Origin of the sequence: Pacificibacter marinus (assembly GCF_018860665.1) — a bacterium.
Taxonomy (GTDB): domain Bacteria; phylum Pseudomonadota; class Alphaproteobacteria; order Rhodobacterales; family Rhodobacteraceae; genus Celeribacter; species Celeribacter marinus_A.
Window position 1 is genome coordinate 199,117 of record NZ_JAHKPK010000055.1, and the last position, 17,542, is coordinate 216,658.

Annotated in this window: 17 protein-coding genes; 7 read left to right on the top strand and 10 right to left on the bottom strand. The window is 54.3% G+C overall.

Features of this window, described 5'->3' with window-relative positions:
• Window positions 1-66: 66 nt before the first annotated feature.
• Window positions 67-420 carry a YigZ family protein gene (locus KO497_RS14955; RefSeq protein ID WP_215944747.1) on the top strand — a complete coding sequence of 118 codons (354 nt, stop codon included), beginning with the start codon at window positions 67-69 and terminating at the stop codon, window positions 418-420.
• Here the strand turns inward: KO497_RS14955 and KO497_RS14960 are convergent.
• The 7 genes from KO497_RS14960 to KO497_RS14990 form a co-directional block, all read right to left on the bottom strand.
• On the bottom strand, window positions 417-812 hold the full coding sequence (locus KO497_RS14960; RefSeq protein WP_215944748.1) for a thiol-disulfide oxidoreductase DCC family protein: 396 nt from the start codon (window positions 810-812) through the stop codon (window positions 417-419). The two genes, KO497_RS14955 and KO497_RS14960, sit on opposite strands and share 4 nt — an antisense overlap.
• A gap of 36 nt (window positions 813-848) precedes the next feature.
• Entirely contained in the window at window positions 849-1,241 is a 393-nt protein-coding gene (locus KO497_RS14965; RefSeq protein ID WP_215944749.1) for a rhodanese-like domain-containing protein, read from the bottom strand.
• 187 nt (window positions 1,242-1,428) lie between these two features.
• Window positions 1,429-2,202, bottom strand: coding sequence for a hypothetical protein (locus KO497_RS14970; RefSeq protein WP_215944750.1), 774 nt, complete (start codon window positions 2,200-2,202; stop codon window positions 1,429-1,431).
• 172 nt (window positions 2,203-2,374) lie between these two features.
• Window positions 2,375-3,787 (bottom strand): 30S ribosomal protein S12 methylthiotransferase RimO, encoded by a 1,413-nt coding sequence (rimO, locus tag KO497_RS14975; RefSeq protein WP_215944751.1) that lies wholly within the window; start codon window positions 3,785-3,787, stop codon window positions 2,375-2,377.
• 148 nt (window positions 3,788-3,935) lie between these two features.
• Entirely contained in the window at window positions 3,936-4,697 is a 762-nt protein-coding gene (locus tag KO497_RS14980; RefSeq protein ID WP_215944752.1) for an ABC transporter permease, read from the bottom strand.
• Entirely contained in the window at window positions 4,694-5,620 is a 927-nt protein-coding gene (locus KO497_RS14985; RefSeq protein ID WP_215944753.1) for an ABC transporter ATP-binding protein, read from the bottom strand. Before KO497_RS14985 ends, KO497_RS14980 begins: the two co-directional genes overlap by 4 nt.
• 231 nt (window positions 5,621-5,851) lie before the next feature.
• A complete protein-coding gene (locus tag KO497_RS14990; protein ID WP_215944754.1) occupies window positions 5,852-6,439 on the bottom strand; it encodes a GcrA family cell cycle regulator in 588 nt (195 codons plus the stop codon).
• Window positions 6,440-6,770: 331 nt separating this feature from the next.
• Between KO497_RS14990 and KO497_RS14995 the strand changes: the two genes are divergently transcribed.
• The 3 genes from KO497_RS14995 to KO497_RS15005 all read left to right on the top strand — a co-directional run bounded on the left by KO497_RS14995 (window position 6,771) and on the right by KO497_RS15005 (window position 9,999).
• Window positions 6,771-7,556 (top strand): ABC transporter permease, encoded by a 786-nt coding sequence (locus KO497_RS14995; protein WP_215944850.1) that lies wholly within the window; start codon window positions 6,771-6,773, stop codon window positions 7,554-7,556.
• Window positions 7,557-7,672: 116 nt separating this feature from the next.
• The gene (locus KO497_RS15000; RefSeq protein WP_215944755.1) at window positions 7,673-8,548 is read left to right on the top strand and encodes a trypsin-like serine peptidase; all 876 of its coding nucleotides are present in this window, start codon (window positions 7,673-7,675) and stop codon (window positions 8,546-8,548) included.
• Between the two features lie 107 nt (window positions 8,549-8,655).
• Window positions 8,656-9,999: a mechanosensitive ion channel family protein gene (locus KO497_RS15005; protein WP_215944756.1), complete on the top strand. Its 1,344-nt coding sequence runs from the start codon at window positions 8,656-8,658 to the stop codon at window positions 9,997-9,999.
• A 34-nt stretch (window positions 10,000-10,033) separates the two neighbouring features.
• Here the strand turns inward: KO497_RS15005 and KO497_RS15010 are convergent, their stop codons facing one another.
• Entirely contained in the window at window positions 10,034-10,912 is an 879-nt protein-coding gene (locus KO497_RS15010; RefSeq protein WP_215944757.1) for an aldose 1-epimerase family protein, read from the bottom strand.
• Between the two features lie 404 nt (window positions 10,913-11,316).
• On the opposite strand from KO497_RS15010, the gene KO497_RS15015 reads away from it, so the two are divergent.
• Window positions 11,317-12,483 (top strand): aspartate aminotransferase family protein, encoded by a 1,167-nt coding sequence (locus KO497_RS15015; RefSeq protein ID WP_215944758.1) that lies wholly within the window; start codon window positions 11,317-11,319, stop codon window positions 12,481-12,483.
• A gap of 24 nt (window positions 12,484-12,507) precedes the next feature.
• Window positions 12,508-13,431: an ornithine carbamoyltransferase gene (gene argF, locus KO497_RS15020; protein ID WP_215944759.1), complete on the top strand. Its 924-nt coding sequence runs from the start codon at window positions 12,508-12,510 to the stop codon at window positions 13,429-13,431.
• An 83-nt stretch (window positions 13,432-13,514) separates the two neighbouring features.
• On the opposite strand, the gene KO497_RS15025 is transcribed toward argF, so the two are convergent.
• Both KO497_RS15025 and KO497_RS15030 read right to left on the bottom strand, forming a co-directional pair.
• A complete protein-coding gene (locus tag KO497_RS15025; protein WP_215944760.1) occupies window positions 13,515-14,993 on the bottom strand; it encodes an inorganic phosphate transporter in 1,479 nt (492 codons plus the stop codon).
• A 228-nt stretch (window positions 14,994-15,221) separates the two neighbouring features.
• Complete coding sequence (locus KO497_RS15030) at window positions 15,222-15,680, bottom strand: NUDIX hydrolase (protein ID WP_215944761.1); 459 nt, start codon at window positions 15,678-15,680, stop codon at window positions 15,222-15,224.
• Between the two features lie 271 nt (window positions 15,681-15,951).
• Here KO497_RS15030 and gndA point away from each other — a divergent pair, with 271 nt between their 5' ends.
• Entirely contained in the window at window positions 15,952-17,382 is a 1,431-nt protein-coding gene (gene gndA, locus KO497_RS15035) for an NADP-dependent phosphogluconate dehydrogenase (protein WP_215944762.1), read from the top strand.
• The last annotated feature ends 160 nt before the right edge of the window (window positions 17,383-17,542 follow it).

A 17,542-nucleotide genomic window follows, 5' to 3' on the forward strand; every position in this document is an offset into this window, starting at 1 on the left:
CGTCTTTACCTTTGCGTCTGACATTCCCGCCTGACATTCGGCCCTGCGCCATATATACGCGTGGCCATGCAAACCTTTGATGGCATCATATCGGATCGTGGGTCAAAATACGCGGTCTCTGGCGGGCCTTGTGCCTCTGGTGAGGCGGCTAAAGCCTTTCTCAAAACCCTGTGCAAGACCAAGAAATTCGCTAAAGCCACCCATAACACTTGGGGACTTTTGGCGGGCGATACACCTATCAAAAACGATGACGGCGAATCTGGGGCTGGCATGGTGATTTTGCGGATGCTTGAGCGCGAAGGTCTGCACGATCACATCATCGTTGTGACGCGTTGGTACGGTGGCAAGCATCTTGGTGGGGATCGCTTTCGCCATGTCCAAGACGCCGTGCGCTATTATTTGGACAATCGCACGGCCTAAACTTTGCGTGCTTGCCGTCGGATATGCCAGCGATAAATCAAAGGCGCCAAGACCCGATCATACAGCCATTCGCTTGTTGGCAAGACCACTGGCCAGCCTGATACCCGCGCCAACCATCTGTATTTTGGCATTTGCGCCCAAAGCGCCCGAAAGGCTGGGACGCCCGATAGCAACTGGCCTTGGTGCGCCACGTAAAGCCTGCGCGCCGCTTGATCCGCTGTCAAACCCCAGCGCTGCAAGGCGCAAGAATTCAGGTCGTCAAACCGAATTTTGAGTGCGTTTCTATCCGCATAATCTGCGTAATGCGAAATCTCGAAATTGCACACAGGGCAGTCCGCGTTGAACAGCACGGCGGTCTGATCTGTCTGATTTGTGGGGGCTTGCTCTGTCATACCCCCAATCTAGAGCGCTTTGGTCAAAGAACCATGCTATTTGGCTGCGACACTTTCTATCGCCCCGCCAGCAGCCTTCCACGCGCCAAAGCCGTCCTCTATATGGGCGATGTTTTCAAATCCCATGTCTTGCGCTGTTTTCGCCGCCAGCGCGGATCGCCACGCGGAGGCGCAGTAAAACACGATCTGTTTCGCTTCTGCCAATGCGGGTTTGTGATAGGGACTAGACGGATCGATCCAAAATTCAAGCATCCCGCGCGGACAATGAAACGCGCCCGCGATCTTGCCCTCCCGCTCCAACTCCCGCCTGTCGCGCAGATCAACAATGAGCGTATCTGGGTCACCCACCAAATCGATGGCGAGTTCGGTTGGGATCGTAGAGATTTGGTCGTAAGCCTCACTCAGCAGGTCTTGATAGGTCTTGGTCATGATGCGCTCCCTTTGGGGGGAGCTTGGTCTGCAATGTCTATTGGGTCAATACTGTGAACACCGCCCTCACACCTCTCCCCGAGCGATGCACGCATCGCTCAGCGCCTGACCTTCCCCGTCCCGCCAAAGGCGTGCAGGTAAGAATGAAGGGCGCTAAAGCACCCACCCAGGGTCAGTCGCTGGGGGGCTATCTTTCAAGCGCGGTTAGCGTAAGTCGATTTCCTGAAATTCGTGCAGTAATTTTCTCAAGGGCCAGTTCGGATATTCCAGTGGGTTCGTCACCGAGAGGAAGGGTGTAGGCGTTTGCAGCTATTTGGTTTGGTAGGGCCTCATTACCCCGTGAAAAGTCGAACAACACACCGACTATTTGCTTGAGAAGTAACCAGTCCGCAAATTGCTCTGCGATATACGTAGCATAACTTGCCTCCACCATGGTCCCGTTTTCTACTTCCGAAAAATCTTGCGGCCTACTTCGTAGGCGTGAATGACACACTTGATACCTGCTTATAGCGAGTGTCAGCCATCTTGCTGCCAACTCATCCGAATGTTCAATGCACTCCTTCAAATTCTGAAAGACTTCTTCAGAGATTGAAATCTCATCCAGATAGTCAGGGTGTGCTATTTTCCAATCATTCCAGCAATAGGTTTTTGAATATTTGATACCATTTTCTACTACGGTGTTGAGGCTAGCTAAGGAGTGAGGAAGGAGCGCTCTAGCTGCATTCAATCTATTATTGCGCTCTTCGCGTCGGTGAATTTCTTGCTGATCAACAGTATGAAACACGCCGAGAGTCGCAATCCCTGCCGCTAGAAGCGTTACACTTATTGTAAGAAGTTGTATCAAATTTTGTTTGATTTCGTTGCGCAAACTAGAATCTAAAATCCAGCAAAATAAAATCGCGATTTCTAGGCCGATGAATACTCCAAAAGGGAAGCTTTTTAAAAAATTTAACTTTTTCAAGATCGTTTCCTTCGCAATATGTTTCTGAAGGCAAACAACCCAGAGCTCCGACCCTGTCGGGTCTTACGCGCGTTGCCTCTGAAAAATGATCCCCCAGATCAAATGTACCCTGCGGCATCGCGTCTTTGACGCGCTGACGCGTGCACTTCGGAAAACGCTCCTCGAGCGTTTTCTAACGAAGTGCACCCCACAAATCATACTCATTCGCCTCATCAACTTCGACAGTCACCAAATCCCCAACGCTCAAACCTTGCGTGTCCTCATCAATAAACAAGTTCCCATCAATCTCGGGGGCGTCGGCTTTGGTGCGACAGGTGGCGATACCGTCTTCGTCAATATCATCCACGATGACCTGCATGGTCTGGCCGACTTTGGCCGCCAATTTGGCCTCTGAAATCGCCTGTGACGCTTCCATGAAACGGTCCCAGCGCTCTTGTTTGACCTCTTCCGCGACGTGATCGGGCAGGGCGTTCGAGCGCGCACCTGCGACGTTCTCATATTTAAAACAGCCCACACGGTCCAGATTGGCCTCTTTCAGCCAGTCCAGCATATAGTCAAATTCGGCCTCGGTCTCGCCGGGGTAGCCGACGATAAAGGTGGACCGCAGGGTAATATCAGGGCAATCGGACCGCCAAGCGGCGATCTCATCCAGGACCTTAGCCGAGGCCGCAGGCCGCGCCATGCGTTTTAAAACATCAGGGTGGCCATGTTGGAACGGGATATCCAAGTAGGGCAAAATCGCGTTCGAGGTATCGGCCATGATCGGGATTAGATCGCGCACATGGGGATAGGGATAGACGTAATGCAAGCGCACCCACAGATCATTTGCCGCACCAAGCTGGCCCAGCTCGCGGGTCAGATCGGTAATGTGGCTTTTGACCTCACGGTCTTTCCATGGGTGGGTGGAGTAACGACGGTCCAAGCCATAAGCCGAGGTATCTTGCGAAATCACCAGCAATTCTTTGACGCCAGCCTCAACCAGCTTTTCCGCCTCGCGTAAAATCCCGTGCACAGGGCGCGACACCAATTTGCCGCGCATGTCGGGGATGATGCAGAATTTACAGGCGTGGTTGCAGCCTTCGGAGATTTTCAAATAGCTGAAATGGCGCGGTGTCAAAGACACACCACGCGCAGGCAACAAATCGATAAAGGGATCAGGCGAGGGCGGCACGGCCAGATGCACGGCGTCCAAAACCTGCTCGTATTGATGCGGGCCAGTGACGGCCAAGACTTTCGGATGCACGCCCGTGATGTATTCAGGCTCAGCGCCCAAACAACCCGTTACAATGACCTTGCCGTTCTCTTGCAAGGCTTCGCCAATCGCCTCAAGGCTTTCGGCCTTGGCACTGTCCAAGAACCCGCAGGTGTTGACCACAACCGCATCCGCGCCGACGTAATCGGGGGAAATGGCATAGCCCTCGGCACGCAGCCGCGTCAAAATCCGCTCACTGTCGACCAGTGCTTTGGGGCAACCCAAAGAGACCATGCCGATTGTGGGCTGGTCTTGGCGTTTTTTGGTAATCGCGGCGTCAACAAGCGGTTGCGGGGCGAGATCGGGGCGGAGGCTGGGTGGGTTCTGGCTCATATCTTCATGTACTCCGATTGAATGCAGCGCGAAACCCCCGTCATGCGTGGTTTTATGCTCATTTGGGGGAGGAAAGCGCAGGCACAATGGGGGCGTCAAACATAAAGGGGGCACTTGGCCCCCTTTGTATCGGTATGTGTGGTTCAGTTTACTGCTTTAGCCGCCATCCGGTTTTGAAAATCCACGCCACAGCAGAGATGCATAAGACCAAAAAGATCGTAATCGCGGCTAAGGACACGCCCACGGGCACGTCTGAGACTTCAAAGAAAGACCAGCGAAAGCCTGAGATCAGGTAGAGTACGGGGTTGAATTTGACCAAGACTTCCCAAAATCCGGGCAACATATCCGCCGTATAAAACGCGCCGCCCAAGAACACCAAGGGGGTGACGACAAGCAATGGGATGATCTGCAACTGTTCGAAATTGCTGGCCCAGATGCCGATGATAAAGCCCAAAAGCGAAAAACTGACAGCGGTTAAAACCAAGAACCCAAGCGCCCAAAACGGATGGATGATATGCAAATCGACAAAAAAGGTCGCTGTGGCCAAGATGACAAAGGCGATGATCATCGCCTTACTGGCTGCCGCGCCGACATAGCCGATCAGAATCTCGACAAAGGAAATAGGGGCTGTGAACAGCTCGAATATAGTCCCTGTGAATTTGGGGAAATAGATCCCGAAAGAGGCGTTGGACAAGGATTGCTGCAGCACGGTGAGCATCACCAGACCGGGCACGATGAAAGCGCCGTAACTGATGCCGCCGACCTCTTGAATGCGTCCGCCGATGGCTGCGCCGAAGACAACGAAATATAGCACCGTAGATAAAACAGGTGACAAAATGGATTGGCTCAAAGTGCGAAAGAACCGTTTCATTTCAGAGGTGTATATGGATTTAATGGCGAGCCAGTTCATGATTTTTCCTCCACCAATGTTAAAAAGACGTCTTCAAGCGAGCTTTGATGACTTTCCAAATCGCGCACCGAAATGCCAGTCGAGGCCAGATCAGAAATCAACCGCGTGATGCCAGTGCGTTCGGCGCGGGTGTCGTAGGAATAGGTGAGGGTCATTTTGTCATCAGATAGCGCAAGATCGTAGTCTGAAAGCGTGACAGGGGTCGTGGACAAAGGGTCCACAAGCGACAGTTTCAACGTTTTGCGGCCAAAGCTTTGCATCAAGGTGGCCGTGTCTTCCACCAGCAAGATTTTTCCAGCATTGATCACACCGATGCGGTCGGCCATTTCTTCGGCTTCTTCAATATAATGGGTGGTCAATATGATGGTCACACCCTCGTCGCGCAGCTTGCGCACAACCTCCCACATATCGCGGCGCAAGGCCACGTCGACGCCAGCGGTGGGCTCGTCCAAAAACAACACTTTGGGGGCGTGCGATAGGGCTTTGGCGATCATAACGCGGCGTTTCATGCCGCCTGAAAGTTCCATGTTTTTGGAATCTTTTTTGTCCCACAAAGACAAAGACCGAAGGATGCCTTCAAGATAAGCGTCATCGGGTTTGTAGCCGAATAAGCCGCGAGTCATTTTAACAGAATTCCAAACAGTCTCGAAAATATCGAGCGCAATTTCTTGCGGGACCAACCCGATTTGCGCGCGGGCTTTTCGAGGATCGTGTTCCACGTCGAACCCGCCGACGCTGACCGTGCCTGAGGTGATTTTGACCATGCCGCAAATCGCGCCGATCAACGTGGTTTTGCCCGCGCCATTGGGGCCAAGCAGAGCGATGATTTCGCCCTCTTCGATGTCTAAGTTCACCGCATCTAGGGCAGGGGTGCCCGAGGCATAGGTCTTTGTCAGGTCTTTGATCGAGATAATGGGCGCCATGGGCATTGGGCCTTTCAAACGTTTAAAATTATGGTGTTGCAGGCAAACTAAGCCCAACAAGGGTGTTTGATAACCCCCTTGGTCGCACAGCTTCGGTGCGCTGGCCGCACATAACGGCGGTTTTGGCAGGGGGCTGTGCGCGTTGCGGCGTGATCCTAAGGCGATCGGTCATGAAAAAAGCCGCCCAAAAGAGCGGCCTTTCAAAATTTTATACGCGGATCGCCTTACGCCTTAGCGGCGACGATCTCGGCGCGAAGACATCGGCTGGAAAGCCACGCCAACATGCGCTTCGCAATAGGGTTTGCCCGTTTGCGCAGGCAGACCACAGAACCAGAATTCTTCTGTCGCAGGATCACCGATGGGCCATTTGCAGGTCTTTTCGGTAAGTTCCATAACAGAAATCTTTTTGGCCTTCTTTTCGACCTCAGAAACTTTTGCCAAAGCCTCTGCCGGAATCTCATTGGCCGAAGGCTGCGGTGGCAAAGGTTGACCGGCAGGAATAATCGCGCGGCGCGCTGGCAGGTTTGGCCGTGGCGCAGGGGCGGCAGGTTCCGCTGGCGCAGCGGCCGCGGGTTTGGCTTTTGCCTTTGGTGCGGCACTTGCCTCGACCTTGGGTTTGGCGGCGACCGCTTTGGGTTTGGCCGCAGCCGGTTTTGCAGTTGCCGTTGTGCCAGCACGATTGGACAGGCCAAGGCGGTGCACTTTGCCGATCACGGCGTTGCGGGTGACACCACCAAGTTCCTTGGCGATTTGCGAGGCAGATTGGCCCTCGCCCCACATTTTTTTCAACAGCTCGACGCGCTCATCGGTCCAGGACATGGTCGTTCCTTGTACTTCGCACGGCCAAATCAACCAAAGGCCGTGGGCTATGCATCATTCGTGTCGCGGGCGGGTTACCCGCTCAATTGGCCTGCATCCCTACACCCAGCGGCGCGGACGAGCAAGCGCAGTTACGCGAAAGCCGGCCTTGCGCCTTTGTGCAAAGGGCTTTTGCGCAGGAAACTCTTTTAGAAGTCTTACTGCCTCTATTTTAAACAGGCTGAGACAGGTTACAAGCGCATGCAGCGACTCAGTAGAGGAATAAACGATGGCACAGGCAAAAAAATCGACACAATCGGGGCTTGAGACAGGGGCTGACGCCGAACTGGCGATGGGCGTGCGGCGGTTTGGTCGGGTGAACTGGCTGGGCCTGTACACTTTGGCGTTGCGTGAAGTCTTGCGCTTTACAACGGTATGGACGCAAACTGTGCTGGCGCCGCTGATTACAGCAGGGCTGTTTTTGACCATTTTCACTCTCGCGATTGGTCCCAATCGGGGGGATGTGATGGGCGTGCCGTTCATTCACTTTCTGGCGCCTGGTATCTTGACGATGACGGTGATCCAGAACGCTTTTACCAATACGTCCTCATCTTTGTTGGTGTCGAAAATTCAGGGCAATATCGTCGACACGCTGATGCCGCCTTTGTCGCCGCTTGAATTGGTCTTGGGCTATATGGCGGGCGCTTTGGCGCGCGGGTTGGTTGTGGCGGTGGCGATTTGGATCGGCATGGCTTTGGCTGTTGGTCTGGGTCTGGCACATCCAACATACGCCCTGATCTTTGTCACCTTGGGGGCTTTGATGTTGGGCGGGCTTGGCGTGATTGCAGGTATCGTTTCGCAAAAGTTTGACCAGATGGCGGCGATCACCAATTTCATCATCACGCCTTTGGCGTTTTTGTCAGGCACGTTCTATTCGGTCGAAGGCCTGCCTGCGTGGTTTCGCGGGCTCACCCATTTCAACCCCGTGTTTTACCTGATCGACGGGGTGCGTTACGGCATGATTGGTCGCTCGGACTCTTCGCCTGTTCTGGGGCTGGTGATTGTGAGCGCCGTGACTTTCACGATTTTGCTGGCCTGTTGGGTGCTGTTCAACCGCGGCACCAAGCTAAAATCTTAGCTCTACGGGTGATGAAAAAGCTGTGAGACTGCATGAAAATGTGCGGTCTCAACCCTATTCTTGCCCAATTTTCACGGCATATCGGTCTCATTCATAGATGAGGACGCATCAGCGCTATGGCATTTTTTAGCATTTTAGACATCCCAAAGCGGGTTATTTTACCCATCGTCGTTTTGTGCGCAGGTCTGATGGGGCCGCTGCACGCACAGACCGCTGACACCCAAGCCAAAGACCTAGACCGCCTAGATCGGCGCGCCGAACTGATCGGTTGGGAGGGTGTCGGGCGTCTGGATGTTTCAGGCATCGGCACCTGTAGCGGCGCGTTGATTGCGCCGGATTTGGTGCTCACAGCGGCGCATTGTGTGGTCTATGAGAACAGTAAGAAGATCATTGAACCGAAGAACATTTTGTTTCGCGCGGGTCTGCGCAATGGTGATTTTATAGCGGCTTCGCGCGGGCAGCAGGTGGCTGTGTCGCCGGACTATTTCAATGGAACAAAGGTCACGGGCGAAATGGTGCGCAAAGATGTGGCGCTGATCCAATTGGCCAATCCGATTGCGCGCTCTTTGGCGACGCCTTTTGCGCTGCACAGTTCTGGCATAAAAAATGGCGAATTGGCGGTCGCGTCCTATGGGCAGGGGCGCAATGGTGCTTTGTCTGTGCAACGCGCTTGCAATGTTCTGACCTACGCGAAAGGCCTGTTAGACTTTGATTGTGATATCACGTTTGGCTCTTCTGGCGCGCCTGTGTTCGCCTTGGACGGGGGGCGCAAGCGTATCGTGTCTGTGGTCTCTGCCGGATCGACCCGTGGCAGTCGCAGCGTCGGCCATGGCATGTCTTTGCTCGACATCGTGCCTGCCCTGAAACGCCAGATTGCCAGCGGGTCTTATAGCGCAGCCCCCAAACCCGTGGTGACGCGGCGCATTTCTGTGGGCGGATCATCGGGCAGTGCGCGCGCGGTGGGCAATTCGAAATTTTTGTCAGCCAATTGATCCGCTGGCCCATTCGGAAAACGTTTTTGCGGGAACTGTCACTTGGCCTTTCCCCTTAGATCGGCTTTGAGGTATCGCTAAGAAAATGCGAACCACCGGAGCCCTTTATGACCGACCAAGCCACATCGCCTTTCCCCGCCGATTTTCCGCCTTTTGTGCATCAAGCCTATAACTATTTTGATCAAGGGCTAGAGCTTGCAAAGGGCTGGTTGCTTAGCCCCGCAGCGTGGTCACAATTTGCGCTGCTTGTCGTGGCTTATGTTCTGGCGCGCTATCTGGCGGGTAAATTGATGCCCAAAGTGAGCCGTTTTTTAACGCCTAAGGACGATGAGGCCAAAGGGCTGCTTGTTGAAGCGCGTCGCTTTGCCGTGCTGTTCTTGCCGCTGGGCCTGCCGCTTCTGGCCTATGTCCTCACCGGTCTTGGCGAAGGTGTCACGCGGTCTATCTTTGGCTCTGGCGCTGTGATCGCCTTTGGCAAACGGGTGTTTTTGCTGCTCGCTGTGCGCGCCTTGGTGCAGTCGATCCTGAAAGATCCGTTCCTCAAGCTGTTGGGCAAGTTCGCTTTGATGCCCATAGCAATTTTGTACACTTTGGGTCTGCTTGATCCGGTGATGCTTAAGCTGTCCGAGACGATTGTGGGCGCTGGCAATATCCAGTTTTCGCTGTTGTCGGTTATTCGCGGTGTGATCGCCGGGTCGATTTTGTTTTGGCTGGGGCGTTGGTCGACAGGGCAAAGCCGCAATTATATTATCGCTCAAGACAACATGCGTCCCGCGACTCGTGAATTGGCCTCCAAAGCTGCCGAGATCATCATTTTCGGCCTGTCGTTTTTGCTGTTGATGAACATCATGGGCATCAATCTGTCGACTTTGGCCGTGCTAGGTGGTGCCATCGGTGTCGGTATCGGTTTTGGTCTGCAACGTATCGCGTCGAACTTTATCTCTGGCGTGATTTTGTTGCTTGAGGGCCAAGCCACTGTGGGCGATTACGTTGAACTGGATGGCGGCGAAAAGGGCAAAATCGTCAAAATGACCGCCCGTGCAGCCATTCTAGAGACCTTTGATGGCCGCTGGATCGTGGTGCCCAATGAGGATTTTATCACCACCCGCGTGGTGAATTACTCTGATAGCGGCTCTGCCAATCGGTTCGAAGTGGCGTTTTCTGTGTCTTATGACACTGACATAAACACCGTTCCTGCGCTGATCGAGGCGGCCGTGTCGACCCATCCTGATATCCTTGATCTGCCCTATCCGCCCGATTGCGAATTGCGGGGCTTTGGCGACAGCGGCATCGATTTCGGGGTGGAATTCTGGGTCAACGGCTTGGACGACGGCGACAATAAATATTCATCAGATGTGCTGTTTTTGATCTGGAATGCACTCAAAGACAACAACATCGAAATCCCGTATCCGCATCAAGTTGTGGAATTCAAAAACGGTTTGCCGAAATAAATCTGTAGCGCGGTGCCATTGGTGCCGCGCTGCCTTAGGCAGAGACCGTCACCGCATAGCCAAACCTCGCCTCACCGCCCGCCGCCAGCGTGGTGCTGTTGGGGCGTTCTGCGATTTGGTGGCTGTCGCCGATATAAGGCGCGGTGCCGTGCCATGGCTCGATGCATAAAAACGGTGCCCCAAGGGGCCGCCAAAGCGCCAAATCGGGCAGGTTTGTAAATTCAAAGTCAAGCGAGATGCCCTTGCCTGACGGGGTGGCTGGACCATAGCGCAGCGCTCGCGCGCCGTTGGGAAACACCAACGCATCCTCGGCAAACATCTCATCGTGCAGCTCTAAATCGCCTTGTGTGAAAGGGCTTTCAATCACCTGAGCGCGCAGCAAGCCATCGTCTATTTTGCGCATATCGGGACTGGATTTGTCTGCCAGCGTCACGTGATGCGCGTCTGATCCCGCATGGGGCAGGGGAAAGCGAAACGCTGGATGAAACCCGAACCCGAACGGCATCGGGCTGACACCCGTGTTGCGTACTGTTGCGCTGACATGCAGCGTCGCGCCCTTGATCTCATGCCTGATTTCCAAATCAAAATCAAACGGATAGACGGCGCGGCTTTCATCGCTTTGGGTCAACAGATGTCGACACATCGTTTCTGTCTGCTCAACCACTTCAAACACTGAGCGACGGGCAAAACCGTGCTGTTTCATCGGCGCTCTATGGTCGCCCACCGCGATCATGTCCTCTGGCGCGCGACCCACTATGGGGAACAAAACCGGTGCGCGCCCCGTCCAATACGCAGCATCGCCAGACCACAACAAATCATCACCCGCACTCGTGCGCAAATACTGCATTTCCGCTCCCAAAGGCGCGACGGCCACTGTAAGAGCATCATTTCTAAGTTGACATAGTGATGACATAAGCGGTCTGGACCTAAGCTAAAGGGGGGCTCGTTTTGTCTTTACTGCAAACTTGGATAGGGGCCAACTCGATTTGGGTCCGATGGGATGTGAACAGGCATGAAACAGAGTGGGTGCGAATAATTGCATCGTCACATTTCTCGGCGCAGCTTGAAAACCCTTTGACACAAACCCAAACCTCGCCTATCTCACCGTTATGAACACAGCGCAGACATATATTCGCTCGATCCGACGAGGCCGATAAACCGGTTCCCGTCCGTTCATCCGTGCCGATTGCGGCACAATTCATGTGAAAATCTCGCATACCCCGTAAAAATCAATCTCACATTGTTGACAGCCGCGCGCTTGCAGGTCACCCATTGATCTTTCGCTGACGGCCAATACACCTTTAAAGGACCACGACCATGATTTCGTCCGTACTTCCGACCTATAACAGGGCTCCTCTTTCATTTGTCAAAGGCGAGGGCTCTTGGCTGATCGAGGCTGACGGACGACGCTTTTTGGACATGGGCGCTGGCATCGCGGTGAATACGCTGGGCCATGCCAATCCAGACTTGGCGCAGGTTCTCAAAGATCAAGCTGACACCCTGTGGCATGTCTCGAATCTGTATAAAATACCCGCACAGCAAAATCTGGCGGATAGACTTGTCGATAGCACCTTTGCCGACACTTGTTTTTTCACCAACTCAGGCACGGAAACGGCCGAGCTGGCGATCAAAATGGCGCGTAAATACTGGTACGACAAAGGCCATCCCGAAAAGTTCGAAATTGTCAGTTTCGATGGCTGTTTTCATGGCCGGTCTACAGCTGCGATTGCCGCTTCTGAGGCTGATAAAATGACCAAAGGGTTCGGCCCGCTGATGCCTGGTTTCGTGCATCTGCCGTTTGGTGATTTGGACGCCCTCAAGGCCGCGATCACTCCCAACACAGCGGCGATTTTGGTTGAACCTATTCAGGGCGAGGGCGGCATTCGCGCCTTGCCTGATAATATGCTCAAAGACATGCGCGCGCTGTGCGATGCGCAAGATGTCCTGCTTGTTTTGGACGAAGTGCAATGTGGTGTGGCGCGCACAGGCAAACTGTTTGCCCATGAATGGGCGGGCATCACGCCGGACATTATGATGATCGCCAAAGGCATCGGCGGCGGCTTTCCTTTGGGCGCGGTTTTGGCCACTGAAGATGCTGCCAGCGGCATGGTCGCGGGTACCCATGGGTCCACTTATGGCGGCAACCCTTTGGGCTGCGCTGTGGGGTTGAAGGTCATGGAGATTGTCTCTGACCCTGCCTTTATGGCCGAAGTGAACCGCAAGGCAGCTTTGCTTAATCAAAAACTGGAAGGCCTGATCGCAAGCCATCCCGATGTGTTTGAAGCCGTGCGTGGGCAAGGTCTTATGGTCGGTCTCAAATGCAAAATCGCGCCCATTGATATGGTCAACGCTGCTTATGCGCAAAATCTTTTGACCGTGCCTGCTGCTGACAATGTGCTGCGCTTGCTGCCACCTTTGAATATTTCCGACGAGGACATCGCCGAGGCCGTCAAACGCCTTGATGCGGCGGCTTCCTCCCTTTGATCTGCTGATAGAAACGAACATCTTATGAAACATTTTCTAGACATTCACACCACTGACCCTGCAGCCCTGCGCCAGATCATCGACACTGCGCGGGCCACCAAAGAGGCGCGGGTGGGCCTGCCCAAAGCGGCACTTGATGCGGACCTGCCGCTCAAAGACAAAATGGTCGCGTTGATTTTCGAGAAACCATCGACCCGTACACGCGTGTCCTTCGATGTCGGCGTGCGCCAAATGGGCGGGCAGACCATGGTGCTTTCCGGTGCGGATATGCAGCTGGGGCATGGCGAAAGCATCGCTGATACGGCCCGCGTTTTGTCCCGCTATGTTGATATGATCATGATCCGTACCTTTGATGAAAGCACACTTTTGGAAATGGCGGAATATGCGACTGTGCCGGTGATCAATGGTCTGACCAACCGCACGCATCCATGTCAAATCATGGCGGATATTTTGACCTTTGAAGAACACTGCGGGCCTATTAAGGGCAAAAAAGTGGTCTGGTGTGGCGATGGCAACAATGTGGCCGCGTCCTTTATTCATGCGGCGGGCCAGTTCGGGTTTGATTTCACCTTTGCGGGGCCAGAACAACTGGATCCTGAAAAAGGCTTCATGGCCGATGCGCGTAAAAAAGGCGTGAAGATCGAGATCGAGCGCAACGCGGAAAAAGCCGTGCACGGTGCTGATTTGGTGGTCACTGACACCTGGTTGTCCATGCACGACAGCCAATCCGCGCGCGAACGTCGCCATGCAATGCTGCGCCCTTTCCGTGTGGATCGTAAGCTGATGTCGATGGCCAATCCCGACGCTGTGTTCATGCACTGTCTGCCGGCGCATCGCGGCGAAGAGGTGACCAATGCCGTGATGGATGGGCCGCAATCGGTGATCTTTGACGAGGCGGAAAACCGTCTGCACGCGCAAAAAGCCGTCATGGGCTGGTGCGTGTCGTGACGCTATCCTGATTACAGTTCCGTATAAAAAAGGCGCTCTCAATTGTTGGAGCGCCTTTTTTGTATCTGTCTTTGCGGGCCTCTCTAGTGGAACAGGCTCGACAGCAATAAAAACACCAAACCCGACAGCAAAGCTGCCGCGGGCACGGTGATCACCCAAGCCGCAATGATGGTCATGAAATGCGACCGACGCACCAGCTTGCGACGACGGCGTTCTTCCACGGCGATGCGCTGCTCAATCGGACGTTTGGCATTGCTGGCACGTTTGCGACGTTCCATATGCCATTCGCGGAAAAAGCCGACCCCAAACACACCGCCCACGGCGATATGCGTCGAGGACACGGGCAGGCCCAACCAGCTTGCAATGATCACAGTGATCGCGGCAGACAAGGCCACGCAAAAGGCACGCATCGGGTTCAATTTGGTGATCTGACTGCCCACCATTTTGATCAGCTTGGGGCCAAACAGCAGCAAGCCAAATGAAATTCCAAAGGCCCCGATGATCATCACCCATTGCGGGATGTTCACCTTGCCGGCGAATTCGCCGAACTCATTGGCATGCACGATCGCGGCCAGCGGACCCACCGCATTGGCAACGTCATTGGCCCCATGGGCAAAGGACAACAGAGCCGCAGAAATCACCAAAGGCAGACCAAAAAGAACCTTCAGCGACTTGTTGCGGTTCTCAAGCCCCTCAGATTGGCGGCGGATCAAAGGCGCTGAAACAATGTAGGACACCGCGCCCACGCCCACGCCGATCAACAGCGCTGTTGGGATGTCGATAGACACGATCCGCGAAAGACCTTTGATGGCCAAATAGGCAGCAAAAGCCCCCATCATAATGCCCACGAGTATAGGCACCCATGTCCGCGCGGCGGCGATTTTGTCGTCTTGATAGATGATCTTGGCCTTAATCAGTGCCAAAAATGCAGCGGCGACCACGCCCCCCAATACGGGCGAAATAACCCAAGAGGCCGCGATCTGGCTCATTGATACCCAGTTCACAGCGCCAAATCCTGCGGCCGCGATGCCTGCGCCCATGACGCCGCCCACGACCGAATGCGTGGTGGACACTGGCGCGCCGATCCAAGTGGCAAGGTTCACCCACAAGGCCGATGACAGCAAAGCTGCCATCATAGCCCAGATAAATATCTGTGTATCGGCAATGGACGCCGGATCGATGATGCCCTTGGAAATCGTCGACACTACATCGCCACCTGCCAAAAGCGCGCCCGCACTTTCACACAGGGCCGCGATGACAATCGCGCCGCCCATGGTCAGGGCTTTCGCGCCCACGGCTGGCCCCATATTGTTGGCCACATCGTTGGCGCCGATGTTGATCGCCATGTAAGCGCCCAAAGCGGCGGCAGCTATGATGATCATCGATCCAGGTTGACTGCCAAAGATCAAACCGGCGATGAGACCCGCGATGATGATAAAGGCCAAAGCCACCCCAAGCCCGACCATCGGGCGAGCCACATAGGTTTGGGCGTATTCAAATTGGCTGATACGGTTCAGGTCTTTGTCCAGTGTTTTCCACTGATTGCCGTTTGGCGCGCTCATGGGATGGCTCTCAATTTTTACAAAGCTGTTACATTGAGCGCAGCGCTAAAGGACCGAGGCCTTTGTATCAAGCTTTTTGGCGCTTCAAGACGAGAAACTTTGGATATTCACGGTAACTTTATATCGTAATCGAATTTTGCCTCAAGCGGGCAGGTGGCGATAACGCGGCAGTAACGCAGGGCGGGGGTACTGCGGGGCACCGTTTGCCCCAGGGGTCAGATATCCACGTTAAAAAGCGCGTAAAATCGCTTTCAATTCTGGTTCTTCCACAAGTTCGGCCGCCACTTGTGGGGCCATCCAGTCACGGGTTCTCTCGTCCACTTCTGGGTAATTGTCAGCTAGGTTTTTCACTTCGATCGGATAAACATTCGCCTCGACCGGTGCAGATGCGCCGTTGCTTAAAACTTTGTCGTAGTGGAATTGGCCAACGGATTTTTTATGGATTTTGAGGGGCTTAACGCCTGCCTCTTCCCATGCTTCTTGGGCGGCTGTACTTGCGCCGTCCAGCCCGTTGATCGGCCAGCCTTTGGGCAAAATCCAACGGCCACGCTCACGCGATGTGATCAACAAAACCTCTTTGCCATCTTTGCTTTTGCGAAAGCAAAGCGCGGCAGATTGCACCCTGTTTGGGCGTCTGATCATAGGGTCTATAACGCCAGACCAAGCGGTTTTAAGCAATGAAATCATGAACGAAAATTATGCCTGCTTTATTATTATTCCGTTAAGTATAGAGAGTTTTCCCTAAATAATCAACAATCTACGATTTTCCAGCGTTTTCTTGCACATTTTTATGACGCAGGTTGCCTGTTAAACTGGCACATTTGGGAACATATTTTGATGATTAGGGACAGAGCAGGCATGGCAATTCATTATGTCATACGCTAACATATCACACATAACAAAATGCACGCGGCGCACAGGTGGCTGCCGCACGACATAATATGAAAGTGAATGACATATGGCACAAGCGCGCATCGGCCTGATTGGCCTTGGTGTTATGGGGGCGAACCTTGCGCTCAACATCGCTGAAAATGGGTTTCCCGTCGCAGTTTACAATCGCACAGGCTCGGTGACGGACGATTACATCGCCTCCGCTGGCGATCTGGCGAAAAACTTGGTGCCGACGAAAACACTTGAGCAACTCGTCGCCTCGCTGACCAAGCCCCGCGCCATTATCATCATGGTGCAAGCGGGTGGTCCCGTGGACTCCGTAATCGAAGGCCTGACGCCGCTGCTCGACAAAGGTGACATGATCATCGACGCGGGCAACGCCAACTTCCACGACACCCGCCGCCGAGATGCAGCCCTGTCCACCAGCGGTCTGAATTTCATCGGCATGGGCGTCTCTGGTGGCGAAGAGGGCGCGCGTCACGGTCCGTCTATCATGGCTGGTGGTGACAAGTCTTCTTTCGAAGTTATTCGCGACATCTTGGAAGCCATCTCTGCCAAGCACGAAGGCGCGCCCTGTGCGGATCACTTTGGCCCAGACGGCGCAGGCCATTTTGTCAAAACCGTGCACAACGGTATCGAATACGCCGACATGCAGATGATCGCCGAAGTTTACGGGTTATTGCGTGATGGCGAAGGCCGCTCTGCCGCCGATATCGGCAAGCTGTTTGAGACATGGGATCAAGGTCAGCTGAAATCCTATCTCGTCGAAATCTCCGGTAAGGTTTTGCAGACCATTGATGAAAAATCAGGCCAGCCCATCGTGGACATCATCGTCGACAAGGCCGGTCAAAAGGGCACTGGCCGCTGGACCGCTATCGAGGCCCTGTCATTGGGACAGTCCCCGTCGACGATTGAGGCGGCTGTTGCGGCGCGCTCTTGGTCTGCGGTCAAAGACACACGTATCGCTGGGCAAGACCTCTTCGCAGGCCTTGAAATGGATACGGCTACGGCCCCTGCGATCTCAGATGATGATCTGGAAAAAGCCCTGCTGGCGGCCAAAATTATCGCTTATGATCAGGGTCTTAATCTCTTGTCTGCGGCCTCTGACGAATACAATTGGGATCTGGATCTTGCCAGCTGTGCCGAAGTGTGGCGCGAAGGCTGCATCATCCGCTCAACCATGTTGGACGAAATGGCATCCGCCGTGCGCGAAGGTCTGCCCCATGGCAACTTGATCTTCGCCCCTCGTTTTGCTCAACGCATTATCGATGGCGCATCTGCTTTGCGCCGCGTCGTGGCCTCTGCGTCTTTGCAAGGTCTGCCGGTGCCTGCCTTTGCCGCAGCACTCGCCTATTTCGACACCATGCGCCAAGGCCGCGGCACAACCGATTTGGTCCAAGGTCAACGCGATTTCTTTGGCGCGCATGGTTTCGTGCGTGTGGACACGGGCGAGACAGATCAACACGGCCCATGGGCCTCAGACATCGCGCATTCCTGAGCGTATCAGTCTTAAAATCGATCAAAAGCGCGGGGGCAACCTCGCGCTTTTTCTTTTGGGTGGGGCTGTAGTGGATCGATTTGAGCGATTGCGATCATTGCCGCCGACATTGCGCTGGTGGGCTATGCTGAACGACAGAACCTTCGCCAATGAATTCTGA